This is a genomic window from Pedobacter ginsengiterrae (genome assembly GCF_039537385.1).
GTDB lineage: Bacteria > Bacteroidota > Bacteroidia > Sphingobacteriales > Sphingobacteriaceae > Pedobacter > Pedobacter ginsengiterrae.
The window spans coordinates 424,306-449,480 of sequence record NZ_BAABAK010000015.1; the positions used below are offsets into that span (position 1 = coordinate 424,306).

Annotated in this window: 26 protein-coding genes; 11 read left to right on the forward strand and 15 right to left on the reverse strand. The window is 34.9% G+C overall.

Features of this window, described 5'->3' with window-relative positions; all coding sequences use genetic code 11:
• The first annotated feature begins 107 nt into the window (after window positions 1–107).
• The 4 genes from porX to ABD692_RS14920 all read left to right on the forward strand — a co-directional run bounded on the left by porX (window position 108) and on the right by ABD692_RS14920 (window position 4,566).
• On the forward strand, window positions 108–1,661 hold the full coding sequence (porX, locus tag ABD692_RS14905; protein ID WP_316754959.1) for a T9SS response regulator signal transducer PorX: 1,554 nt from the start codon (window positions 108–110) through the stop codon (window positions 1,659–1,661).
• Between the two features lie 120 nt (window positions 1,662–1,781).
• Window positions 1,782–2,210, forward strand: coding sequence for a tRNA (adenosine(37)-N6)-threonylcarbamoyltransferase complex ATPase subunit type 1 TsaE (tsaE, locus tag ABD692_RS14910; protein ID WP_344768244.1), 429 nt, complete (start codon window positions 1,782–1,784; stop codon window positions 2,208–2,210).
• A gap of 406 nt (window positions 2,211–2,616) precedes the next feature.
• The gene (locus tag ABD692_RS14915; protein WP_316754957.1) at window positions 2,617–3,846 is read left to right on the forward strand and encodes an alanine dehydrogenase; all 1,230 of its coding nucleotides are present in this window, start codon (window positions 2,617–2,619) and stop codon (window positions 3,844–3,846) included.
• A gap of 36 nt (window positions 3,847–3,882) precedes the next feature.
• Window positions 3,883–4,566, forward strand: a complete 684-nt coding sequence (locus tag ABD692_RS14920; protein WP_316754955.1) for a M15 family metallopeptidase — start codon at window positions 3,883–3,885, stop codon at window positions 4,564–4,566.
• A gap of 44 nt (window positions 4,567–4,610) precedes the next feature.
• On the opposite strand, the gene ABD692_RS14925 is transcribed toward ABD692_RS14920, so the two are convergent.
• The 8 genes from ABD692_RS14925 to ABD692_RS14960 form a co-directional block, all read right to left on the reverse strand.
• Window positions 4,611–5,111: a phosphoglycerate mutase family protein gene (locus ABD692_RS14925; protein WP_344768246.1), complete on the reverse strand. Its 501-nt coding sequence runs from the start codon at window positions 5,109–5,111 to the stop codon at window positions 4,611–4,613.
• Between the two features lie 117 nt (window positions 5,112–5,228).
• Window positions 5,229–6,599: a RagB/SusD family nutrient uptake outer membrane protein gene (locus ABD692_RS14930; protein ID WP_316754951.1), complete on the reverse strand. Its 1,371-nt coding sequence runs from the start codon at window positions 6,597–6,599 to the stop codon at window positions 5,229–5,231.
• A gap of 10 nt (window positions 6,600–6,609) precedes the next feature.
• The gene (locus ABD692_RS14935; RefSeq protein ID WP_316754948.1) at window positions 6,610–9,885 is read right to left on the reverse strand and encodes a SusC/RagA family TonB-linked outer membrane protein; all 3,276 of its coding nucleotides are present in this window, start codon (window positions 9,883–9,885) and stop codon (window positions 6,610–6,612) included.
• A 126-nt stretch (window positions 9,886–10,011) separates the two neighbouring features.
• Window positions 10,012–11,025: a FecR family protein gene (locus tag ABD692_RS14940; protein ID WP_316754946.1), complete on the reverse strand. Its 1,014-nt coding sequence runs from the start codon at window positions 11,023–11,025 to the stop codon at window positions 10,012–10,014.
• Window positions 11,026–11,080: 55 nt separating this feature from the next.
• The gene (locus ABD692_RS14945; RefSeq protein ID WP_316754944.1) at window positions 11,081–11,632 is read right to left on the reverse strand and encodes an RNA polymerase sigma factor; all 552 of its coding nucleotides are present in this window, start codon (window positions 11,630–11,632) and stop codon (window positions 11,081–11,083) included.
• Between the two features lie 92 nt (window positions 11,633–11,724).
• A complete protein-coding gene (locus ABD692_RS14950; protein WP_316754942.1) occupies window positions 11,725–12,768 on the reverse strand; it encodes an aminotransferase class I/II-fold pyridoxal phosphate-dependent enzyme in 1,044 nt (347 codons plus the stop codon).
• Window positions 12,769–12,780: 12 nt separating this feature from the next.
• The gene (locus ABD692_RS14955; protein WP_316754940.1) at window positions 12,781–13,578 is read right to left on the reverse strand and encodes an alpha/beta hydrolase; all 798 of its coding nucleotides are present in this window, start codon (window positions 13,576–13,578) and stop codon (window positions 12,781–12,783) included.
• Between the two features lie 6 nt (window positions 13,579–13,584).
• Complete coding sequence (locus ABD692_RS14960; protein ID WP_344768251.1) at window positions 13,585–14,826, reverse strand: D-alanyl-D-alanine carboxypeptidase/D-alanyl-D-alanine-endopeptidase; 1,242 nt, start codon at window positions 14,824–14,826, stop codon at window positions 13,585–13,587.
• Between the two features lie 137 nt (window positions 14,827–14,963).
• On the opposite strand from ABD692_RS14960, the gene ABD692_RS14965 reads away from it, so the two are divergent.
• From ABD692_RS14965 to ABD692_RS14985, 5 genes are all read left to right on the forward strand, one after another.
• Window positions 14,964–16,214, forward strand: coding sequence for an aspartyl protease family protein (locus tag ABD692_RS14965; RefSeq protein WP_344768252.1), 1,251 nt, complete (start codon window positions 14,964–14,966; stop codon window positions 16,212–16,214).
• Between the two features lie 85 nt (window positions 16,215–16,299).
• Window positions 16,300–17,166, forward strand: a complete 867-nt coding sequence (locus tag ABD692_RS14970; protein WP_316754935.1) for a phosphodiester glycosidase family protein — start codon at window positions 16,300–16,302, stop codon at window positions 17,164–17,166.
• A gap of 41 nt (window positions 17,167–17,207) precedes the next feature.
• A complete protein-coding gene (locus ABD692_RS14975; RefSeq protein ID WP_344768254.1) occupies window positions 17,208–18,137 on the forward strand; it encodes a hypothetical protein in 930 nt (309 codons plus the stop codon).
• 104 nt (window positions 18,138–18,241) lie between these two features.
• A complete protein-coding gene (locus tag ABD692_RS14980) occupies window positions 18,242–18,433 on the forward strand; it encodes a cold-shock protein (RefSeq protein ID WP_010599196.1) in 192 nt (63 codons plus the stop codon).
• A gap of 114 nt (window positions 18,434–18,547) precedes the next feature.
• Window positions 18,548–19,072, forward strand: coding sequence for an RBBP9/YdeN family alpha/beta hydrolase (locus ABD692_RS14985; protein ID WP_316754930.1), 525 nt, complete (start codon window positions 18,548–18,550; stop codon window positions 19,070–19,072).
• 58 nt (window positions 19,073–19,130) lie between these two features.
• Here ABD692_RS14985 and ABD692_RS14990 read toward each other — a convergent pair whose 3' ends face one another.
• The 4 genes from ABD692_RS14990 to ABD692_RS15005 all read right to left on the reverse strand — a co-directional run bounded on the left by ABD692_RS14990 (window position 19,131) and on the right by ABD692_RS15005 (window position 21,254).
• Entirely contained in the window at window positions 19,131–19,616 is a 486-nt protein-coding gene (locus ABD692_RS14990; RefSeq protein WP_316754928.1) for an anti-sigma factor, read from the reverse strand.
• Window positions 19,613–20,194 carry an RNA polymerase sigma factor gene (locus ABD692_RS14995; RefSeq protein WP_316754927.1) on the reverse strand — a complete coding sequence of 194 codons (582 nt, stop codon included), beginning with the start codon at window positions 20,192–20,194 and terminating at the stop codon, window positions 19,613–19,615. Before ABD692_RS14995 ends, ABD692_RS14990 begins: the two co-directional genes overlap by 4 nt.
• A 117-nt stretch (window positions 20,195–20,311) precedes the next feature.
• Window positions 20,312–20,632: a DMT family transporter gene (locus tag ABD692_RS15000; protein ID WP_316754926.1), complete on the reverse strand. Its 321-nt coding sequence runs from the start codon at window positions 20,630–20,632 to the stop codon at window positions 20,312–20,314.
• Window positions 20,633–20,699: 67 nt separating this feature from the next.
• Window positions 20,700–21,254 carry a Crp/Fnr family transcriptional regulator gene (locus tag ABD692_RS15005; protein ID WP_344768259.1) on the reverse strand — a complete coding sequence of 185 codons (555 nt, stop codon included), beginning with the start codon at window positions 21,252–21,254 and terminating at the stop codon, window positions 20,700–20,702.
• 150 nt (window positions 21,255–21,404) lie between these two features.
• On the opposite strand from ABD692_RS15005, the gene ABD692_RS15010 reads away from it, so the two are divergent.
• A complete protein-coding gene (locus ABD692_RS15010; protein ID WP_316754921.1) occupies window positions 21,405–21,761 on the forward strand; it encodes a DUF6249 domain-containing protein in 357 nt (118 codons plus the stop codon).
• Window position 21,762: 1 nt separating this feature from the next.
• Window positions 21,763–22,881, forward strand: coding sequence for a serine hydrolase domain-containing protein (locus tag ABD692_RS15015; RefSeq protein ID WP_316754919.1), 1,119 nt, complete (start codon window positions 21,763–21,765; stop codon window positions 22,879–22,881).
• A gap of 49 nt (window positions 22,882–22,930) precedes the next feature.
• On the opposite strand, the gene ABD692_RS15020 is transcribed toward ABD692_RS15015, so the two are convergent.
• From ABD692_RS15020 to ABD692_RS15030, 3 genes are read right to left on the reverse strand one after another with little or no spacing between them, the layout of a single operon-like run.
• Window positions 22,931–23,353: a hotdog fold thioesterase gene (locus ABD692_RS15020; protein WP_316754917.1), complete on the reverse strand. Its 423-nt coding sequence runs from the start codon at window positions 23,351–23,353 to the stop codon at window positions 22,931–22,933.
• Entirely contained in the window at window positions 23,343–23,852 is a 510-nt protein-coding gene (locus ABD692_RS15025; protein WP_344768263.1) for a DinB family protein, read from the reverse strand. The genes ABD692_RS15020 and ABD692_RS15025 overlap by 11 nt, the downstream gene beginning before the upstream one ends.
• Window positions 23,833–25,038, reverse strand: a complete 1,206-nt coding sequence (locus ABD692_RS15030; protein ID WP_316754913.1) for a sensor histidine kinase — start codon at window positions 25,036–25,038, stop codon at window positions 23,833–23,835. The genes ABD692_RS15025 and ABD692_RS15030 overlap by 20 nt, the downstream gene beginning before the upstream one ends.
• Between the last annotated feature and the right edge of the window lie 137 nt (window positions 25,039–25,175).

Here is a 25,175-nt window from a genome sequence, read left to right on the forward strand (position 1 = left end):
AAAAATAGTTAAATAGATAGATACGGTACAAAAATTGCTATTTTTATTTATAGTTTGATTTAACTGCAAAAATATAAGAGCAGTACTTACCCTATTTTTACAAAAACATGCAAGAAACTAAAATATTGTGGGCCGATGATGAAATCGACTTGCTAAAACCTCATATATTACTACTAAACGACAAAGGGTATAATGTTACTACTTTTACCAACGGGAATGATGCATTGGAAGCTTTTGGCAAAAGCCATTTCGACTTGGTATTCTTAGACGAGAATATGCCCGGAATGAGTGGAATTGAAACACTTTCGGCCATCAAGAATTTAAATCCTGATGTTCCTGTTGTTCTGATAACAAAAAGTGAGGAAGAAAATTTAATGGAAGACGCGATCGGTAGTAAAATCGACGATTATTTGATTAAACCAGTAAACCCTAAGCAAGTATTGTTAACCATTAAAAAGCTAATTGATAAAAAGCTTTTGGTTAATGAAAAAACATCAATGGCCTATCAACAAGATTTTCGTCGTTTAGGCATGACGCTTGGCGATCGCTTAAATTACGAGGAATGGATTGATGTTTATAAAAAAATCATTTTCTGGGAATTAGAATTAGAGAAACTTGATGACCCTCAAATGCATGAAATTTTAACCATGCAAAAGCAGGAAGCCAATACGCAGTTTTCTAAATTTATAGAAGAACATTATTTAGGCTGGATTAAGGATAAAGATAAAGCACCTTTGCTTTCGAATGAGTTATTAAAGAAAAAAGCGTTTCCGCATATAAACGATACCACACCCGTATTTTTTATTCTGATTGATAACCTGCGTTACGATCAGTGGAAAATTATCAACCCTTTAATTTCTGAATATTTTAGAATTGATGAGGAAGATATGTACAGCAGTATTTTACCAACCGCAACACAATATGCCCGTAACGCAATATTCTCTGGCTTAATGCCGTTGGAGATGGAAAAACGTTTCCCACAGTTGTGGCAAAATGACGATGATGAAGGTGGCAAAAACATGCATGAGGAAGCTTTTTTAGCCGATAACATTAAACGTAATTTACGCAAAGACTGCAAGTTCAGTTACAATAAAATTTTAACTTTCGAGCAAGGAAAAGATTTAGTAGAACAAACTAATAACCTACTAAATAACGATTTCAATGCCATTGTTTTCAACTTTGTAGATATGTTGAGTCATGCAAAAACTGATATGCAAATGATTCGCGAATTGGCAAATGACGACGCCGCTTATCGTTCGTTAACGTTATCTTGGTTTGAGCACTCTCCTTTGTTCGATTTGCTGAAAAAAATATCTCAAAAGCAGGTTAAAGTAATTATTACAACCGACCATGGAACGATTCGTGTAAAAAAACCAGTTAAAGTTATTGGCGATAGAAGCACAAACACAAACTTGAGATACAAACAAGGCAGAAATTTAAATTTCAATGCCAAAGAGGTTTTCTTAATTAAAAATCCTCATGATGCTTTATTACCAAAAATTAACATCAGCAGCAGTTATATTTTTGCAAGAGAGGATAGCTATTTTGTTTACCCAAATAACTACAATCAATTTGTAAATTATTACAATGAAACTTTCCAACATGGAGGAATTTCGTTAGAGGAAATGATTATTCCCGTGGTAACTTATTCACCGAGATAAATATTAATTTTCCATTACTTCGATTGCTGCGAAGCGAAATGGAGAAATCTTTATAACTTAAAATCAGAGGCAAAAGCGATGCAATTATGTATTACTTTTGCCTTTATTATTTTATAAGCAATGAAAATAAAAGTAAACAGCTTAGCCGATTTACCCAATGTTGCCGATAAGCTTTTGGCATTTGCAGGTAACGAGAAAATTTTCCTTTTTAATGGAGAAATGGGCGCTGGCAAAACAACATTTATTAAAACATTTTGCAAAGCATTAGGTATTGAAGATGCGGTTTCGAGTCCAACTTATTCCATCGTAAATGAATATGAAAGCCCCCAAGGTGCTGTATACCATTTCGATTTCTACAGAATAAAAGACATTCAGGAAGCTTACGATTTAGGCTATGAAGAATATTTTTACGGCGGCGGAACCTGTCTTATTGAATGGCCCGAAAGGATTGAAGAGTTATTACCCGAAAAATATATAAAAGTAGAGATATCGATAATTGATGAAAGTGAAAGAATTTTTGAGTTTAGCACAGTAGTTAAATCTTGTTAACACAATTTAAAACCCGTGCTTGATTTTATTCAGAAAACGAATATGCAGTAATTCTTTGCAACTTAAGTCCCGCATCGGCAAGTAGAAGAAACCCATCCGAAAGCAAATTACTTGCCAATTAGCCCCGACAAACACGAAAATACTTTTGGTTTTAAAAATCGTTTTAAACCTCGTAACTTAAAAAAACTAGAGCAATATTGTAGAAAGTAGTGCCGTTAACCAAAAGATTGCAGTCTTGGCGGGAACCAGTTTACAAAAGCACCACAGACTTTGCGCTACAAAATAAAAAGAATTAAAATAAAATAGATGTTGTAATTTCTTCAGGTTCTTTACATTTAGTTATCAGTATTTTAACAGATTTTCCGTACCTTCATCAACCTAAAATCAAAATATTTTATAATACATCATGGCTACAGGATTACGCGAAGGAATGGCCGATATAGCTCGTCAAGGTTTATTACAAACACAAGAAGCGACGCTGGAAACCAGAAACAGAAAGAATAATCTAAATATTGGCATCCCCAAAGAAATCTCTTTTCAAGAAAATCGAATTGCTTTAACCCCACTATCTGTGGCGCTTTTAGTTAATAACGGGCATAGGGTAATTTTAGAAAGCGGAGCTGGCATTGCTGCTAATTTTTCAGATAATGAATATGCCGAACAGGGCGCAAAAATTACCCACGATAAAAAAGAAGTTTTCGACTGCGATATTCTTGTTAAAATAGCACCGCCAATGCTCGAAGAAATTGCAATGATGCATAAAGGCCAAACCTTAATATCATCTTTGCAAACGGGCACTTTAAAGCAAGAATATCTTAAAGCATTAATGCAAAAAAAGATTAATGCATTATGTTTTGAAAACTTGCGTGATGAAGGTAATGTGCTGAGTGTGGTAAGGGCAATGAGCGAAATTGTTGGTTCTACCTCTATATTGATTGCTGCCGAATACTTAAGCAATGTTACCGGTGGAAAAGGTTTAATGCTTGGCGGTTTTACTGGCGTACCACCTACAGAAATTGTAATTTTAGGTGCAGGGACTGTTGGAGAATATGCCGCAAGAACAGCGCTAGCTTTAGGTGCCGAAGTAAAAGTTTTCGATAGTTCTATTTATCGTTTGCGCCGCCTTCAAAATAACTTAGGTAACAGCCGTGTTTTTACTTCGGTTATGCAACCAATTGTTTTAAACAAGGCAATTGTAACCTGCGATGTAGTAATAGGTGCCATTCGTGCAAGCCATGGCCGCAGCCCATGTATTGTTATGGAAGAAACGGTTGCCAAAATGAAACCACATTCGGTAGTTATCGATGTAAGCATTGACCAAGGTGGTTGTTTTGAAACGTCTGAAGTAACCAACCATACCAATCCCGTTTTTAGGAAGTACGATGTAATTCATTATTGTGTTCCGAACATTGCATCTCGGGTTCCCAGAACAGCGTCGTATGCATTAACAAATATCTTTGCTCCTATTTTGCTCGATATTGGCGAATATGGCGGCTTAATGAATATGGTTTGGAACAATCCAGGCATTCGCGAAGCGTTATATATTTACCAGGGAAACGTAACCAATAAAGATTTGGCAGATATGTTTAGTTTACCTTTTAAGGATTTAGAATTACTCGTTGTTTCAAATCAGTAATCTCATTTTTAGTTCTTGCGATTTAGCCAATGTAGTATGAAATTAAACTTCTTTATTCTTCTTTTATTTGCCTCCTTTTTTGCTCTGGCTCAAACTAAGCCTCTAAAGCCACAAAAACTCGTTGTTGTAAATTCTTATAATCAGTATCTGGCTTCGATTAAACTTAACCCAAACAACGAACTTGTTGAGATTAAAAAAGCCATTCCAAATATCAAACTAGATATTAGATACGCAACAAAAAACAATTTCATGCAGCAGGTTATGTACAAACAAGCACGAGCTTTTGCCCGTAAACCAGTTGTCGAATCCCTTAAGAAAGTACAGTTAGCATTAAATAAAAAAGGCTTAGGTTTGAAAATTTTTGATGGTTATCGCCCTTATACAATTACGGTAGCATTTTATAAAAAAGCGAGCGATAAAAGCTTTGTAGCAAACCCTGCAAAAGGATCAAAACATAATCGAGGTTGCGCAATCGATTTAACCGTTATCAATTTAAAAACGGGTAAAGAACTGGAAATGGCAACGCCTTACGATAGCTTTTCGAAAGCCGCAGCAGCTAATTACGAACCAGTGTCAGACGTGGTTCGAAAAAATCGGGAATACTTGATTTCGATAATGAAGAAGAACAAATTAAATGTGCTCGAAAATGAATGGTGGCATTACGATTTCCAAGGCTGGCAGAATTATGACCTAATGGATATTCCTTTTGAAAAGCTTTAGCTGATTAACGATTAATTCCTTCCCCTGCCTAGCTAAAGTTAATGCTACAAATGATGCGGAACACCATACTGACTCATCTTTACCTTTGCTTTATCGCCTTTAACATTTAAACGAAAAATGAAGTCATAATCATCATCGGTTAACTCTTCTCTTGGGCGCTTTCCGCCAAAAGCTTCAATAATCTCCAGAACGGTATTTGAATGACCAGCTATAATAATTTTCTTACCCAAATAATCGGCTTTAACCTTCTCTACCAGAGATTTAATGTCTGTGTAATCAATAACTTTCGGAATTACCAGCGAATCTAAAGTTTGACGAGTTCTTTTATATGGTGTACTGAAAGCAACATCAAGTTTTTCTTTTTTTAAATAAATAGCCAAATCTCTTGCTCTAGTTTTTCCTTCTTCTGATAAATCTGGATTTTTCTCTTGAGGATTCGATTTATCTTTTTCTGCATGGCGAACAACCCAAATCTCGGTCGTTTGTGCCTGTGCATTTATAAGACATAGAAATGATAACGATATAAGGAAAAAAAACTTTTTCATTGCTTTTGATTTTGGTTATAAATATTGAAAAAATTATCGGCTTGAAGAAATATGTATAATTGAAAAAACCGATACTGCATTACCACAGTATCGGTTAGAAAAGTTATAGATTAAAAATTAATAGCCTTGATTCTGCCATCCAGTTTTATTGTTTACGTTATCAATTTCCATTTGCGGAACTGGATAAATACTTCTAAAAGCAGGAATGCCAGGAAATACGGTTGCCATTTGCGTAGTTCGAACAATATCAAACCAACGGTCTGCTTCTAAGGCAAGTTCTAAACGTCTTTCTAAATAAACCGCGTTTCTAAAATCGGCCTGAGTTAGCAAGGTTGCCGCTGTCTTATTTGTAGCATTTGCATTTGTCCGTATAGCATTTAAAGCTTTAAAAGCTTCTGCATTGCCATAAGCAACCTCATTTAAAGCCTCCGCATACATTAATAAAACATCAGCACAACGAAGTATTGGAAAATCTCCACTAATTTCTGTTGAGTTAGAAACTGCGCTGTTAAATTTACCTGGGCGAATGCCCGTACCTGTTGGCGCAACTAAAGCTCTGCGATTATCGCCAGTTTCAAATAAAGCCTGAGGAATTGTTATTGTATTTGTGTTATTGTTATTTCTATAACGGTTATCTTGATTAACAGCTTCTTTTACCCCTCCATTTAAGTACAAAACAGCAAAAATAATATCCTTACTTGTTTTTAGTCCACTTGGAAAAGTTGTAGTTTGTGGCACAACAGAAAGATTAGTTCCTGCATAAATTGCAGTTGCAATTGGCTGCAAAGTTGATACAACAAGATCATATTTCTTTTGATACAAATAAACCTTCGCCAATAAAGCTGATGCGGCATAGCTTGTTGCTTTACCGCGTTGTGCATCTGGCCATGTTGTTGGTAATTTCGTTGCTGCATCAGTTAAATCGTTAATAATTTGCTGATAAACCGCAGTAGAAGTTGCCCTGGTATTTTCTCTGGCTTCGGCCGTTTTCTGAACGGTTAAAACTAAAGGAACATTACCCCACAAACGCGTTAAGTTAAAATAACTTAATGCTCTGATAAATTTCGCTTGCCCAATAATTTGATTTTTAGTTGCATCGGCCATGCTAATTCCAGGTGCACGATCTAAAATAATGTTAGAACGATAAATTGCTTTATAATGTCCTTGCCACGAAGCTGAAAGAATTGCATTGGCGGATGTTTCAGAGAAAACCTCGATAGAGTTACGTACACCAGCGCCAGAACCCGGGTCGTTATCCGTAACATTGTCGCCACGAATTTCACCTAGGGTAAGCATGTTGTTTCCGTACAAACTATCGGTTTGCAGGGCATCGTAACAACTTACCAAACCGCCTTGTAAGCCTTTTTCATCAACATAAAAGGTATTTTCTGTGTAAGAATCAAGTGGTTTTAAATCTAAAAACTTTTTGCAAGAAGTAGCCGTAATGATTAAGCCACATGTTATGATTGGTATGATATATTTTTTCATGGTCTTAATTTTATAAAGTGATGTTTAAACCGATTGAAGTTGTTTTCGCCGTCGGATAAACACCATAATCTTCTCCGTTTGTAGTAGCTGCTGAACGATTTGTAACCTCAGGATTGTAACCTGTATATTTTGTAAAAGTAAATGGATTTTGCATCGAAACATATAATCTAACCTTAGTTAAGGAAAGTTTCTTAATCAAATCCGTTGGAAGAGTATAACCCAATGCAATATTTCGGATTCGCAAATAAGAGCCATCTTCTACATGCCATGTTGAGGTTGTTCCATTACTGCCTTTAGCCACACGGTTTGCTCTTACGTCTTGTCCGCTACCTGGATTACTTTCTGAAACCCATCTATCTAAAGAGCTAATCATGTTATTCATGTTACCTTCCTTATTAGCAAAATATCTACGAGAAAGATTAAGAATTTTGTTTCCATAAACACCCTGCATCGAAACATTTAGATCTATGCCTTTATATTCTGCCGATGTAGCAAAACCGTAAGTGAATTTTGGCAAGTAGTTACCAACGATTTCACGATCCTTAGTTAAATCGATCACGCCGTCACCATCAACATCTTTAAATTTAAAATCGCCTGGTTTAGCCGTATTTAAATCAAAATTACCTTGAGTATCTAAGTAATGAGGATAAGCATTTACCTCTGCCTGGTTTTTGAAAACACCTAAAACAACAGGTAAATAATATGATCCGATTGGTTCGCCAACTCTTGTTAGGAAATAAGCATTGGCAACTGAACCTGTGCTTATAATGTCTGCATTCCCTGGTCCTAATTCTACTACCTTATTTTTGTTTTTAGAGAAGTTACCGCTGGCAGTCCATTTTACAGCGCCAAACTGTTGTGTGGTACCTAAGTTTATATCAACACCTTTATTGTTTACTTTACCAATATTTTTTAATTCAGAAGAGAAGCCTGTAGATAATGGCACAGGAACATTTAGTAATAAATCAGTAGTATTACTGTTGTAGGCATCAACTGATAATGTTAACTGATTGTTCCAGAAAGCAACATCTAAACCAATATTTAATTGTGTTGTTTTTTCCCAGCTTAAATCATCGTTAGGTTGTGCAAAAGGAGCGGCACCGTTAACAACGCCAGGAGTTCCACCCCCAAAAACATAACCATAATTAGTCATGGCCCCTTGAGCCAAATAATTTGGTATATTGAAGTTACCAGTTTGTCCTAAACTTGCTCTAAGTTTTAAATCGGAAATAGCTTTACTGTTTTTCAAAAATTCTTCTTCTGATAATCTCCAACCCACAGAAGCAGATGGGAAGTAACCCCATTTATTATTTGATCCAAATCTAGATGAACCATCTGCCCTTACCGACCCCGTGAATAAGTATTTGCCTTTATAGCTGTATTGCAATCGGGCAATACCAGAGGCCAAAGACCATTGTTGTCTTGTTGATGTTCCGTTGGTAACTAAGCCCGCACTTAAATATTCGATTTGATCGCTAATAAAACCTCTGGTGGCAACAGCATAATTTCCGCTTAAATCATCTTTCTGGTTAGACCAGCCCAATAATGCATTCAGGTTATGATCACCGAATGTTTTAGTGTAATTTAAAGTATGTTCTAATAACCAGTTGGTTTCTTTAATCGTTCTGGAACTCGCTTGAGCATCAGATAATGGATTGCCTGCCGTATTTGATAATGGAATAATCGAAGGACGGAAAGTATCTTCAGCGCTGCTGAAAATATCAACACCTAATTGGAGTTTATATTTCAAATCCTTGATAATTTCTGCCTCAATAAACGTGCTTCCTGTTAATCTGTTTGAGCCTACATCATCCTTTTGCAACATCGCTAAAGCAACAGGATTCCAGGCCTGAGTTTCTCCGTTACCAGTTATTGTAGAACCATTAGGCAAAGTGGTTACCTGACCAGGACTCCAAGAGTTTTGTGCAAAACTATAGCTACCATTTGCATTGTAAACTGGCCAGAGTGGAGAATAATGAAGCGCAGAAGCTACAATACCACCTGTATTTAAGCCGTTTGCATTCCCAGCGTTATAAGCACCGTTGGCATTTAGCCTTTTTTCTTTAATTACTGATGGCGTTATATTTACACCATACCTGAAAATTCCTTTTTTGCCATCTAAATTTAACCGACCACTATAACGTTTAAATCCGCTATTTAAAATGATACCATCTTGATCAAAATATTCTAAAGAAGCATAATATTTCATGGTTTCACTTCCGCCCGAAGCAGAAATTGAATGATTTTGAATTTTTGCTGTTCTGAAAATTTCATCTTGCCAATCTGTATTTGTTAAACCTTGTTGTCCGCTTAAATAAGGCAGAATTTCTGTAGGAATAACGGCACTCGTATTATTTCCAGAATTAACCAAACGCTGCACATTGGTATCGTTAATGCTGTATGCGATTGTTGCCGATCCATTCGCAACATTACGACGATTAATCGCATCCATGGCATCGGCATAAGTATTATTTCTCGATTCAAGCGTCATTTGAGCATACTGATATGCATCCATCATATCAATTTTATGCGCCAAACTTTGCCAGCCCGTGTAACTATTTACGCTGATTGATGCTATACCAGTTTTACCTTGTTTGGTCGTTATCAAAACCACACCATTTGATCCACGAGAACCATAAATTGCAGCTGATGATGCATCTTTTAATACTTCTATGGATGCAATATCATTGGTATTAATTGTGTTGATATTATCATTTGAAATCGGAACGCCATCAATTACATATAAAGGATTTGAACCAGCTGTAATTGTACCAACGCCACGTACCTTAATGGATAATGCACCGCCTGGTGCACCCGATCCTTGCGAAACCTGAACGCCTGCCATTTTACCAACCATTGCTTCTGCAGCATTATTAATTGGTTGATTCTCCAAATCAGAGGCTTTTATACTTGCAATTGCAGTGGTCACATCCTTCTTTTTCTGACTGCCATAACCTACAATTACAACATCTGTTAGTTTAGCCGATTCGGGAGCCAATTGAATTAAAAGTGTTGCCTGCTCTCCTGCTTTTAAAATGTAATTTTCAATTGTTTTGGTTGTGTAACCAATAAATGAAGCGCTAATGTTATAAGGAACGTTTGCTGTTAAGCCAGAGATGGAAAACTTTCCATCTGCATTAACCATAACCCCCTTTTTTTCGTTGGTTTTAGTATTTAGTAAAAGAATAGAAGAACCAATTAATGGCTGGCCCGTTTCATCTTTTACAATCCCCGTTATCTCGGATGTTTGAGCTCGGGCAGTTGCACCAGCTGTTATTAACAGCATGCAAAAGAACAAGTGTTTTGTAAATTTTCTAAACATAGTTATAATTATTAGTTTGTTTTTTTTTTGCAAAAAGATTCCTTTTCCGCTATTTTTTAGCAGCTCGTTTATTCAAAATATATTATTGGTTTATTTGGTAATCAGGTAGCCTTCAGTTGTTTTAGTTTGGTTAAGTTTGTTTAATTCGGTTATCTCTTCAAGAATTTTTTCTGCCTTACGATTTAAATCGATTGTACCCGTAAATGAAATTTCATCTAATTCATCAGCGTTATAAATAATTTTAACTTTATAGTGTTCTTGTATTTTATCAAACACCTCTTTTAGCGATGCTTGTTTAAAGTTAAGTTCGTTAAGTTTTGGTAATTCCTTCGCAAGCATAGCTTGATCAACTACTTTAACCTGATGTTTGATGCTGTTGTAAACTAATTCACTTCCTGGCAACAAAATTTTATCGAAAGTTAAAACCGATTTATCAGCACTAATATTTTTAACCCAAACTTTACCCGTATGTAACTCCACCTTTATGAGTTTATCCTGTTCGGTTGCGGTAATGGTAAAAGATGTTCCTAATGCAGTAGTTGATATTCCTTTAGCGTAAACAATAAACGGGTGTTTCTTATCTTTAGTAACCTGAAAAAAGCCCTTACCTTTTAAATAAATTTCACGTTTTGCCTTAACAAAGGGAACGGCATATCTTAATTCCCCTCCTGGATATATTTTTACTGTAGAACCATCTGGCAAAGCCATCGATTGATTGTAACTTGTATAATTCACAATCGATTTCCAGTTAATTGTTTCCTTTTTAACCGCTTTACTCTTTACGAAATCTGGAACTATTTCGGGCTTATTTAACAATAAAAATCCAACGCTAAGCAATACAACAACAACTGCTGCCGCCGATGTAATTTTGAGCCATTTTATTCTTATTGATTTTGCTAAAGTTTGTTTCTTAACCGCTTCAAATATTTCGTCACTCTTCTCGTTTGAAATCAACGCATCATCTGCATCATCCCAATCGTTTTTACTCAAATAATGCTCGGGTAAATCATCTATTTGTTTTAAATAATTTACCACCAAAAGTTTTTCTTCGGGTGTACAAATACCTTTAAAATACCTGCTTAAGAGCTCATCAGATATGTTCATACTACTAATACGATTGGATTTAGGAATAACCCGTAACGGGATTGAAATATTTTTTTTATTTAGCTAATAAATCTAGCAGAAAGATAAATATAGGCAAATAGGCATAGCCATTAAGTTGCTTAATGGCTAAAGAAATGTGTTTTTCTACCGTTCTTGGAGAGATGGAAAGTTTTTCTGCAATTTCTTTGTAAGAATATCCATGAACACGGTTTAAAACGAAAACTTGTTTTCGTGTAGGCGGTAAGCAGTTTAAAACAACTTCTAATTGTTTATTGATATCAAACTGAAGACTTTGTTCAGCTATTTTATCAGCCAAATCTGCGCTATAAATTTTTAGATTTCGTTCATCATTTGCTAGTTTTTTAAAATAATCTAGCAATGTAGTTTTAGCAATTTTAAACAATTGCACATCTAAAGGAAAGTCTTCGGTTAACGTATGTTTGAATCGCCAAAGCTTAATAAAAGCAAGCTGTGTAAGTTCTTCAGCTAAATCATCAGAAGCTGTTTTTTTTAAAAAATAGCCATACACTTTTTTATGCCATAGTTTAAAAACTATTTCGAAAGATGTATGGTTTCCCTGCCGTATATTTTGGATATAATCTGACAATGGCTCAAAACTACTTGGTTAATGTTAGCTGGAAATAAATATAGTGTTAATTTTATTTATTTGATTAACATTAATTTTTTTGAGCGATAAACTTATTTCAAGGCTAAAATTAGTATTTTAATATCTGCATCGGTATGCCAACTTGAAAGCACAATACGATTTAAAGGTTTATCAGTTGGGGCTGGATAAGGAAAAGAGGAAATTAAAATTTGATGTTTTAAAAGATCCTCGGCTAAGTTTGGATAATTAATCAGGTAGGCTGGAAAGCCTTGTTCAAATTTCCAGGTTAAATTTATAGCATCGTTAAAATGAACAATATTTTTTTGAAGATTTTCCCAGGCTTTTTGATAAATATCTCTTGCATATATAAAGGCATAAAGACCTGCCGCCGAAGGAGGTGAAGCACCTACGAAAGTATTTGACAATTTAAGCTTTTTAATGATTTCTTTTGATCCCAAAACCAGGCCAGCATCGACGCCTAATGCTTTTGCCATGGATGAAACAACTACAGTCTCCACATTTTTGAGTTTGGGCAATTGGCTAAATGCGCCAAGTCCATGGTTGTTTACACCAATCCCATGTGAGTCGTCAACGATAAGCAATATATTCTTATCAGGTAAAACCTCCTCTAAAAAATCGAAATCGTAAATTTCAGGGAAAAGATTATTCATCGAGTTACTGATCAAAACCCAGTTAGACTGAGCAGATGCGTTTATTGTTTCAATGGTTTTAACTTTCCATTCGCTAAATGACTCAGATAACGTATCTGGTTGCTGATTTTGCCAAAGTGCAGGATGAGTGGACGGGGCGCAGATTACCTTTCCAAGTGCTGATAATGTTTTAACAGTAAGCTGTGCGGCTAAATACCCACTCGAGGTAATCAACGCATCTTCAGCTAAAAATCTTTTTGCGGCTTCTTTCTCGGCTTCGTTGTAAATACCCAACTGAATATTGTTGCTTCTGCTCGTCCCATTATTTAAGCCGAATTTTTTAATCCCATCAATATACAAATCGATAAATTCTTGATTTTGAGGAATCCCTAGATAAGCTGTACCGCCAAAATATAAATAATCCTTCCCATCGACATTAATGGTATTTGAAAATGGTTGTGTAATCGATTTAAATTTATTATCCATCAAAATATGATGTTATTGATTTTGAGAAACTTGTTTAGAGAAAAATTCGAATTGCTGTTTTATAGATTTTTTCCAGTAAGCAGAATTATGCGAACCTGGCTGTGAAATGTAAGTTGCGTTGATTTTTAAACTATCGCATTTCTTCTTCATTTCATTGTTCGAATCATAAAAAAAATCGCCTGAGCCACAATCAAAAATAATCTCCTTCTTACTGCCTGCAAGCTTATCAATATTTTGAATTACCGAATATTTCAACCAAATTTCGCTATCTTTTTCTGGATTTCCCAAAAGCTCGGGAACACCAAATTTCCCGATGGCATCTCTTAAATTTATGCCTCCACTAGTACTGCCTGCGCTTTTAAACGCTTCAGTATGCTTTAAAAACAACCATAGCGCACCATGGCCACCCATGCTTAAACCTGTTATAAATAAATTTGAGGTATCAATTGGAAAATCAGTTTTAATTTTTGGCATTAGTTCATCGAAAAAGAAGTTTTCATATTGCCAATCTGCTTTTGCAGGACTGTTTAAATACCAGGATTTAACCAAACCATCAGGACAAATTAATATATAGCCATACTCATCAGCATATTTTTGAGCATCCATAATATTGTTCCATTGTTTATAATTTCCACCGAAACCATGTAAAAGTATTACTGCTGGAACCTTTACTTTCTTATCAAGCTTTTTTGGAATAAAAACCCAAGTTGTATCTGGCTGAGGCAAATTTTTAGAGTTAAAAACAATTTGTTTCTGCCCATAAACATTTACCGAAAAAAAGATGGCTATCGCAATTAAAAAAACTTTCATTTCAATTTAAAAATTATCATGTATGTAGGTTATAATTCTAACCATTTCATTTCTTACTGCCGCTGTAGGGTTTACGAAATTGTTATTCATAAAGGAATAAGTATAAACCTTTCCTTTTTTTGTAACCACAAAACCACTTTGATTATGAACGCCTGTTAGCGAGCCAGTTTTTCCGAAAACAAAAGGCTCATTTGTTTTTGGATAAGCGTTTTTTAAAGTTCCGCTCTTACCTCCTGCTGGAAGCATGTTGAATAATTTTGCCTGATTATTTACTTCGCCGTAAATCAGGTTTAAAACCATAATCATATCTTTTGGCGAAAATAAATTCATTCTTGATAAACCTGAACCGTCAACCCATCGAGGCTTTTCTGGTAAATCAGCTAAATAATTTTTCAAAACATATTCAATCGTCTTATTAGTATTTAGTGTATCGCTTAACTTATCGCCGCAAACAAGCAGCAGTTGTTCTGCAATGAAGTTATCGCTGGGTAAAAGCATGGCCTTTAAAACCGAATCGCGGTTTGCTCCTGAGAGTGTTTTGGCATCAGCGGGCATCTTCATATCGATGATCTCTACAGATTTATGCAGTGTATCGGCTAATAAACTTAAAGTGGTTTCGTTACTTACCTTAAATGGAATTTGCTGAACATAGTTTGCCTTTACGTTTACGGCATCATAATCGAATTCGTTTGTGTTAAATTTACGTTTCACAAAAAAATCACCCGTAGTTGTTTTTGCATCCTTAACAAAACACGAGGTAAAATTTTTAGGTATGATAGAAAATCCGCCCGTTTGATTTCCTCTTACCCAAACAGTATTATCTAACAAAGGCAATTCGTTAATTTCTGCCTGATAATAGTCGTTATAATCATCCCAGGCCCAACCGCTGCCAAAAAAATCACCTGTGTAACGTCCGGGTGCAAAAAATAATTTTTTGTTAGTAGATAGTAGAAAATTATAAGCTGATTTATCTTTTAATTCTGATTGAAGAAAAGACGGGTCGCCAGTTCCCCAAAAAATTAGTGAGTCATTCCTTTCTACGTAACGAAGTGCGGGCATTGATTCTGGAATCATTTTCAGTGCTGCATAAAAAGTAAATAACTTTGTATTAGATGCTGGTGTAAACTGCTTATCTGCATCTTGCTCAAAAATCATTTTCTTATCGCTCAGATTATAAAGCGCAAAACCAACCTGATATTGTTTAATTATAGCAGATTTTCTAAATTCTTTAGAAACTTTATTTGCCATTAATTTATCTGCTGAACAGCCAAATAACATACTGATAGATAGTATTATGGCGCATAAAAAAAAGTTTAATAATCTGTGATAAATCATCTTTTAAAGTTATTGGTAATTATACAAACTAAATCATTAAATTTAATTAAATGTTAACCAAATATAAGTTTGATATGCGTTCCGTGTTTCGCAGATTAGTTATTTGCGTGGGCATTACTTTGTACTTTTTTACCTCAGCCTTTTCTCAGGATTTTCAGTTTCTCGATCGCCAAAAAAGACAATCGATACATTTCAAATCAATAAAGAATTTAATTATTATCCCCATTTACATCAACAACAAAGGGCCTTACGATTTTCTTTTAGATACTGGCGTAGGCCCGATGATTATTACGGAGCCTTCTATTATAGATTCTCTGGACTTTGCTAAAATGCGAAAAATTAAAGTTACAGGATTAGGAATAGAAACTGTTGAGGCTTTTGTTTCGCAAAACATTACCGCAAGAATAAACAGAGCACAAATGGACCATGTACCAACGGCCATTCTAAAAGAAGATCTTTTTAACCTCTCTGGTCATTTGGGCACAAAAATCTACGGCCTAATCGGTTATAGTTTTTTCAATAGTTTTATTGTTGATGTTCGATATTCAGAAAACCGCATTATTTTTAGCAATCCTGATATCCCCATAAAATACAAGGGTAATAAAATACCCATCGTTATAGAAAACCTTAAGCCTTATGTTTACGCCGAAGTTGAAGTACCAGATAGTGGAAAAATAAGCGCAAAATTTTTAATGGATACTGGAGCAAGCCATGCTTTATCGATGGAAATGTATAACGGTGATAAGTTTCCGCTACCCTACACTAAAATTAAAGCGAACTTGGGCATGAGTCTAAGTGGACAGATTAAAGGTTTTTTAGGGCGGATAAAAGAGTTTTCTATCGGTCATTTCGAATTTAATGACGTTATTTCGGGTTTTCCAGATTATGCTGTAATATCCCAAAAAGTAGATTTAAAGAACCGAAACGGAAATCTGGGAGCAGAATTATTGCGCAGATTTAATATTCAATTCAATTATGGGGAAGGGTTTATCTATGTAAGACCCAACAGCTATTTCAAAAATCCTTTTGAGCACGATATGGTTGGAATGGTAGTTTATTTAGATCAGCAGGAGTACAAAAGATTTTTAATAGGAGAAATTGATGAAAATTCGCCAGCAGAAAAGTCGGGACTGTGCCCTGATGACGAAATTATAGGCGTTAACTTCAGGCCTATTGATGTTTATTCTTTAAATGAATTATCAGAACTTTTCAAATCGAATTCAACGAAAAGTATAATTTTAGAAATTTATCGCGATAATAAAACCTTCTTTAGGGTAATTCATCTGGAACGTCGGATTTAACAAAAAACATTACGTAATTTTCAGGTTACAACCCAATTGTCAGTTTGCGAGCATTTAAATTTGCTATTCCATAAAACTGAGATCTATGTTCAAAAATTTAATGTTGGCGTTCTTATTTATTAGCTTGTCAGTTTCTGGCTTTGCCCAAAATTCAGACTCTGTAACCTTTTTAAAAACTAAATGGCTAAAAACGCGGGTTGCTAAACAAGTTAAACTTTTCAAACATCATTTTAACAATAAGAATCTCTTTGCTGCAAATGAAAACATCTCTTTTATAGAAGTTAAAAACACAGGTAGAAAAGCTGTTTTTGCCATTGATGCCGAAGAAAAAGAACTCATTACAACAAGTAACTTCGGATTGAGAGATACCGCAATTGCCGCAATTAATGGAAATTTCTTTGATGTTAAAAATGGGGGTTCTGTAGATTTTGTTCGCCTAAACGGTAAAATAATTAACGAAAATCGTTTAGAGAAAAATAATCAGCGAGCCAGGCACCAACAGGCAGCCGTAGTTATCGAGCATGGAAAAATATCCATAAAAAAATGGGATCAAACAAATGACTGGGAAACGAAACTAACCGAACAAAATATAATGCTAAACGGCCCTTTACTTTTTTTAAATGGCATTAAAGAAGATTTAGACACAACCGATTTTAATAGATTGAGACATCCAAGAACGTGTTTGGGGATAAAACCAAATGGCAGCGTTATTTTACTTGCAATAGATGGCCGTAATGACAATTCGGCAGGTGCGAGTTTACCTGAGCTTACTAAAATTATGAGTTGGTTAGGCTGCACAAGTGCTATTAATTTCGATGGCGGCGGATCTACAACACTTTGGATTAATGGTTTTGCCGATCAGGGCGTAATCAATTATCCAACGGATAATAAAAAATGGGATCATGAAGGGCAACGAAAAGTAGCTAACGTAATTCTCGTTAAGAAAAAATAAATTATTTTAGTCGAAAATTGTGCTTGTTGCGTTATATAGATATGATTAAAAATTTTTGCTACCTCCTTTTTTTATTGGCTTTATTTTCTGCTTGCAAATCTGGTAATAAAACAACCAATCCCGAATTACGTGATTTTAGATTTGAGCCAGTTAAGGGCATAAAATATACAGAGGTTAAGCGAAGGTTTAGTAATGGCCTTTCTTTTAACCCCGAAGGTTTTATGCAAAAGCCATCGTGGATAATTGAGGTTGTTAAGGAAGATACCATGAGCGCCTGGAGCCCTCAAAAAAATAGAATGCAAAATTTCTACCTCCAATTTGACCACGGAAACCTTTACAATTTTGCAGAAGAGTGGTTTAAGGTAAAACACATTAGTAAAGATAGTTTGGTTTTTCAACGTGTACAGGTTAACAATAAAATTATTGCCCAAGATTTCCGTTCGGATGTGAATATGACTTTTTATGCTCAGACCTATATTAAGAATAAACTTAAAACCACAGCCGATAAATTACAGAAACCAACCAAAGCAGATACTTCATTTATTCTTAAACGTTCTGATGTAGTTAATGCCAGCAGCGACAGCAGTTTTGCAGCAACAGAACCCGTGGTGTTTATCCCAAAAAGTAAAGTTGTTAAGGTAAAAAAAATAGAAATACCTGGCGATAAATTATCTGGACGGACAGCATCTTATAATTACATATTTCCTGAATATAGAATTGATATAGATAGAGCATACAGAGATTTTGCTTATAAGTTTACCGCAATTGTCGATTTTCAAGGAAATATCCATGTAAAAAGTATCAGCGGCATTATTCCTGAAGATACAGATCAGAAAATTAAAGTAGTACAGGGAATTGCAGATATATACATTAGAAATCTTTTTAATGTAATGCCAGGAACAACTTTAGGAATCGCCCATAATAGTCAAATTTCGATTGGCGTTGTTGGTAAAGCAATTAAAAAGCCTTAGTAATCTGTCCTTTACAAATTTTTAACGTTAAAAAAATGTTAAAAATTATTTTGATTTTAAAAATTAAAACTTACCTTGCGTTCTTAATTTTAATATTTAATACAATGCAAGAAGGCACAGTAAAATTCTTCAATGTAACTAAAGGTTTTGGTTTTATCATCCCTGCAAACGGCGATAGCGAAATCTTTGTTCATTCAACAGGTCTTATCGACGAAATCCGTGAAAACGACAAAGTACAGTACGAAGTTGCTAACGGTAAAAAAGGCTTAAACGCCGTTAATGTGAAAGTAATTTAATTAACTATCATATTTACAAAGAGGGCTGCTTTCTTGCGATGGCAGCCTTTTTTATTGAGTAAAATTTAAAAGGAATTACTCTCGTTATTAATAAATCAAGCCCCAAATTTTATCATGATTAACTATTTTATTGTTCCTGGAATCGGCAACTCAGGACCAGAACATTGGCAAACTTATTTCGAAAGATCAGCTTCGAATTTTACCCGAATAAATCAAATCGATTGGGATTCACCTTCTTGTAATGATTGGACTGAGGGTATTAATAAAGCCATTTCAGGTTACGATTTATCAACTGTAGTTTTAATTGGCCATAGCTTGGGTTGTATGGCTATTGTACATTGGGCACAAAAGTATAATCAAAAGATTAAAGGCGCCATGTTAGTTGCGCCAAGCGATGTTGAAGCACCGCAATATACTTTCCCAACCATTGGCTTCGACCCTATTCCTTTATTTAAAATTGATTTTAAAACTATAATAGTAGCCAGCACAAACGACGAGTGGATTTCGATGGAACGAGCCGAGTTTTTTGCTGAAAAATGGGGAAGTGAATTTATAGATATTGGTAAAGCTGGGCATATAAATGCGGCTTCTGGTTATGGTGGGTGGAAAGATGGTTTAAAAATTTTAAAGTCTATTTAATTCTTATCCCGTAAAACGGATAAAATAATCAATTCAATCTACGGGAGAAGAAATGTAATTAATCCTTATGATTCAATTTTCTTCTTAGCACATAGTCCATAAATATTAAACCAATAATAATATCCAAACCGATAAAAACATACATTGCAGTTGGCGTTATATATTTATCTAAATTAAAATCTGCAGTAAAATATTTACCAAAATTGGGCATTGTAAAAGTAGAATTATAAAGTATATAACCTAAAAGACCCAGTATCGAAATAACAAAAAAGGCACCAATACTAAAAATAATACGGGTATCTACTCTCGTTTTTAATGAAACAGGCGCAGGTTCGAGCGCAACATTTTCCATCACATTTCTAGTGAACGACATAGAAGGTTCGTCAAGCTCCATCTCGCTAAAAGCGAAATTTAAGTTTAATAATTCTTCGTACTGCAATTTTACGGCAGCATTGCTTTCTATTTTTTCTTCGATGTTTTTTATTTGGATTTCGTCAAGATTTCCATCAATATAATCCCAAAGTTGTTGTTCTATTGTATTCATAGTAACTCCTTTACTTCATCTTTTAACAAAAATTGTAATTTCTCTTTTAATCTTAGCCTGGCTCGGTGCAGTTTTACTTTTATCGTATTGGGTTCCATATTTAAAGCAACACCAATTTCTTCTAAACTTTGTTCGCCTTTATAAAACATGGTTATAATGGCAGCATCATCGGGCATTAAATGTGTAATTGCTTCATTTAAAAAAGCATGACTATTCTGCTGTTCGTAAATATTTGCATTAAATGCCGAGGTATGGTTTTCTAACTGCAAAAAAGTATCTTCATCGCTTATAGATGAAGTATCTAACCGTTTTTTCCGCAGAAAAGTCATTGCGGTTGTATAAGTAATTGTGTACAGCCAGGTGCTAAATTTAGCAGTTTGTTTAAATGTTCCTAATGCTTTATAAGCTTTGATAAAACAATCCTGAGCAATTTCTTCGGCATCTTCACGGTTTTTAGCAAAACGTAAAGCAAGCGTAAAAACAAATCGCTGATGGCGTTTTACCAACAAAGCATATTGACTGGTTTCTCCAGTTAATACATTTTGAATCAGCTCTAAATCTGTTAACTCTTGCTTCATACTTACCCATAAGACTACATTAAAGATAGGCAGGTTACAGCTGAAAATAAATTATATTATTTTAGTCTCTTTCGCACTAATTTGTGCTTTTAATCTGCAAGAAAAAACATACAACCCTTAATGCGATGCAAAGAATTTTAATCCTGCAATAGAGCCGATTAAAGTACAGATAAAAAATATACGCCAAAATGTGGCTGGCTCATTAAAGTAAATTATACCAACAATTACGGTTCCTACAGCACCGATTCCAGTCCAAACGGCGTACGCCGTACCCATTGGTAAAGTTTGTGCCGCTTTGTTTAGTAACATAAAACTTAACGCAATGCAAATAAAGAAACCTACACTCCATTTTATATTGGAGAAGTTATTAGATAATTTAAGACATGTGGTAAAGCCAACTTCGAACAAGCCAGCTATAATTAAGATAATCCAGTTCATAAAAATGTGTTTGTGCAAAGTTATGAATGTGGTTAGATGCTACATTTTACATATGTTAAATAATAAACTATTTTATTGTAGCTCTTATCCTGCTCAGTGTAACCTGCGTAACACCGAGATAGGAAGCAATGTGCTTGAGTGCTACTTTCTTAATTAATTCGGGAGTTTGTATCGAAAAATCGTGATAACGCTCTGTTGCTGTTTTAAATAAACGATCTATTAATCTTTTCTCTGTTGCAATTAATTCGGCTTCTACAATTTTTCTGCCCCAGTTTGCTAGTTCGATATTTACAGAATACAAGGCCAACAAATCCGCAATTTTGATTTTGTAAAGCCTGCAATTTTCCAATAGTTCTATATTTTCGTAACTTGGTTTATTGTTAATATAACTGTTATAAGAGAATAGAATATCTCCTTTTTCCCCAAACCAAAATGTGATTTGTTGATTTTCTCCATCAGAATACGCCCTGGCAATACCCTCCTCTAGGATATAAAAATATGGTTCTGTTCGCTCTGCGTGGATTAGGATTTCACCTTTCTGATGATTAACCAAACTAACATGAACATAGAGTAAGTCCAATGCTTCATCGCTTAGCGAAGAAAAGATTTCTATATTTCTCAATTGATTTTGCAAAATGGTTTTTAAAGAATATAAAGCTATAAAAAGTTTTTTCTCTCGGGGTGTAACCTGATTAAAAAGCATGTAGTCATAATACACAGAACAAGTTCTAAAAAGAAAATTTAAATATTTACACTTTAAAAAATTATAATCATGGAAGGCGGTATATTAGTCCCAATCTCAATTTTCCTAGGCACATTCGCAATGGTGTTCGGAATCCGTTATTTATCGAATAAGGAAAAAATGGCAATGATCGAACGCGGTATCAACCCTGGTATTGGTAAATCTGCGCCAAAACCATACTTAAGTTTAAAATTCGGCTTATTATTAGTTGGCCTTGGAATCGGCTTATTAGTTGCCCTATTTACAGTAAGAAGTATATTTGGCCCGAATATGACCCACAACGAAGAAGGTCAGGCGGTTGCAGTTTACTTTGGGTGTTTAGGTATTTTCGGTGGTTTAGGTTTAATTACCTCATTCCTTATCGAAAAGAAAGCAATTGATAAATAACATGAACGTGGCATATAAAGAGTTTAAAAGTTTTGTGTTCAAGCCTATGTATGCCCGTTCGCTATTCTTCGTTTGCGTTCTGTTAAACTCTGTGGTAGCTTGTGCACAAAGTTTTGAAACTAAAGTTGATGATTTGATTTTAACAGCGTTTAGCAATAAAAGTGGCCCTGGCGCTGTATTTATGGTTGCACAGAACGGAAAAACAGTTTATCAAAAAGCTGTGGGCAAGGCAAATTTAGAGTTGGATGTAAATTTAACTTCTGAAAATGTTTTCCAGCTAGGTTCTATGACCAAGCAGTTTACAGCCATATCGATACTTATACTGGAAGAGCAAGGCAAGTTAAAGGTAACAGACCTAGTTTCCAAATACATACCCGATTATCCATCTGGCGATAAAATAACGATTCATCATTTGCTTACGCATACTTCTGGAATAAGGGATTTTACAAAAATGAAATCGCTTGCCAGTATTGCACAAAAGGATATGACACCAAAAATGATGGTCGATTTTTTTAAAAATGAGCCCAGCGATTTTCCACCAGGTGAAAAATTTGACTACAACAATTCTGGCTATGTTATTTTAGGGTATATTATAGAATTGGTTTCTGGAGAAACTTATGAGCAATTTGTTAAAAATTATATTTTCGAAAAAGCTGGAATGGCTCATTCTTACTACGCAAGTGATAGAAATGTAATCAACAAAAGAGCTTACGGTTATCACAAAAAGGAATCTGGATATGTAAATAAAACAATAATTAGTTTTACTGTTCCTTTTTCTTCAGGTTCTTTAATGTCGACTGTGGGCGACATGTTGAAATGGCAAAATGCGTTAAACCAGAATATCCTGCTTAATGCAAAAGAAACACAAAAAGCTTTCAGCAAATACAAATTAAATAATGGCGAAGAATTTACTTACGGATATGGCTGGCACGTTAAACAAATAAACGGAATAGCGACCAGAGAACATGGCGGTAGCGTATTCGGCTTCAAAACAATGGGCGTTTATATTCCTGCTAAAGATATTTACGTTATCGGATTGAGCAATTGCGACTGTAACTCGCCAACACAAATTACAGGCGAAATTGCAGCTTTAGCTTTAGAAATGTTAAAGAATAAATAAATATCAATTTATAAAAAGCTTGTTTTGTACAAACGAAACAGGCTTCTTTTTATTGGGGCTTATTAATAACTGCAACCGTTAAACGGCTAATGCAATTCATTTTACCTCTTTCATCGTAAATTTTTATATCCCAAATATGAGTTTTTGCGCCTCGGTGAATAACCTTGCAGATACCAGTAACCAAACCACTTTTTACAGGTCGTAAATGGTTTGCATTTACTTCTAAACCTACTGCAACATATTTATCAGGATCGATACACATGTAAGAGGCAATGCTACCTAATGTCTCGGCTAAAACTACTGATGCCCCGCCATGCAAAATACCCGCAGGTTGATGTGTGCGTTCATCTACGGGCATGGTTCCGATTATAAAATCCTCACCAATCTCCGTAAATTTTATATCCAACAAACCACCAATATGATTTTTCGGACGGCTGTTTAAATCATCAATAGTAAAATTTTTAAACCACATGATAACGCTCTTTTAATACTCCAACATGATGAATAATGTGACCTGCAACAATAAAAAGAATTGATTTTACATTGATTTCTCTATTTGATGCTGTGCCAATCCGATTTAACTCGTCCTCGTTTAAACTTCTAAATAAGTATAAATTTGCTTTACGGAGTGCAGCAAATTCCTCAATCATATCTTCGTAATTGCGTTCGCTGAAACGAGCATTCGAAACATAATCATCCTCATCAAAACCTGGTAAATGTTGTTTTTCATTTCTTGCAAACGCAGTAATTCTGTAAGCAAAAATACGCTCGCAATCGATAATGTGCCCAAGCATTTTTTTTAATGTCCATTTCCCGTCTGCATAAGCAAAGTTTTCTTTCTCCTTATTTGCTTCAAATAAAACTGGAATACTAAAAACCTGTTCTTCAAGTATTTCAAAAATATCTTTATCTACTTTACTAATGTAAGTTTCTCCCCAGGCAGGATATTCGTTAGGCTGTGGTCGGTTCATAAGTTAAACTGCTTTTTAATATAATTCTGAAAGTGGTTCCTTTTCCTAATTCCGAATCTTTTACAAAGATTTCGCCACTGTGGTAATTTTCTACAATACGTTTGGTTAAAGATAAACCTAAACCCCATCCACGTTTTCTTGTGGTATAACCAGGTTGGAAAACAGCATCAAACTTGGATCTCGGAATACCTTTCCCAGTATCGCTAACATCTATAAAAACTTGTTCTTTTGCCAGGTTTTCGATAATATTTACGGATATAGAACCCTCATTTTCGATGGCATTGGCAGCATTTTTTAAAAGATTTTCGATAACCCAATCAAATAAAGGCACATTTAACATTGCTCTCACCTGCTCATCTCCAGTAATACTAAACTTTACCTTATCAGAAGTTCTGACTTTAAAATATCGAATAAAATCGCTGATAACAATGTAAACAACATGGTCATCCAAAATCGGTTTCGAACCAATTTTAGAAAATCTGTCGGTTATAATTTCAAGGCGCTTAATATCATTTTCCATTTCAGCAATAAGCGGGTCGTCTTCAGCATCGAATTTCGATTTCATTAACTCTACCCAAGCCATTAACGATGATATTGGTGTACCCAGCTGGTGAGCTGTTTCTTTTGCCAATCCTACCCAAACGTGGTCTTGTTCATCTCGCCTTGCCGAACTAAACGCTGCATAAGCCGTTAAAAGGAAGAGAAAAATTACACCCATTTGGATATAGGGGAAATAACGAAGTTGGGTTAATATAAACGAATCTTTATAATATGCTTTAAACTCATCTCCAAAAATATTCATAGCAGCAGGTTTATGCTGAACCTGCATTTGCCTTAACTGTTTTACGAAATATAAACTATCATAAACTAATTTATCGTTACCCGAATACATCGTTTTAGTGCTATCCAATCCTGTAGAAGAAACGATTACATCATCCTTATTAACCAATATAACAGGCATTTTTGTGTTTTGCCTCACGGTTTCGATAATGCTGCTTAGATTTTCGTTATCCATTAAGAGCATAGAACGCTCTGTGATTTTAACCCAAAGCTGAAATTGATTTGCTTCTTCTCGCTCCATCTTTTTCACAAATGAATCTGTATAAAACACTGATGCTATGCCAATTAAGATAGCAAAAATGAGAAGGAAAAATTTCCAGCGGCGTTTTTTTTCGTAAGGGTTCATGCTTTGGGTAGCCAAATTACAATAACAAAACGAAAAAAACATAAAACCATTATGCTTTTTCCTAAAACCAAACGGCAAATACTTTTAAAATTATAATAGCCTCATTGATTATGAAAACAATATAAAATAGATGAAAA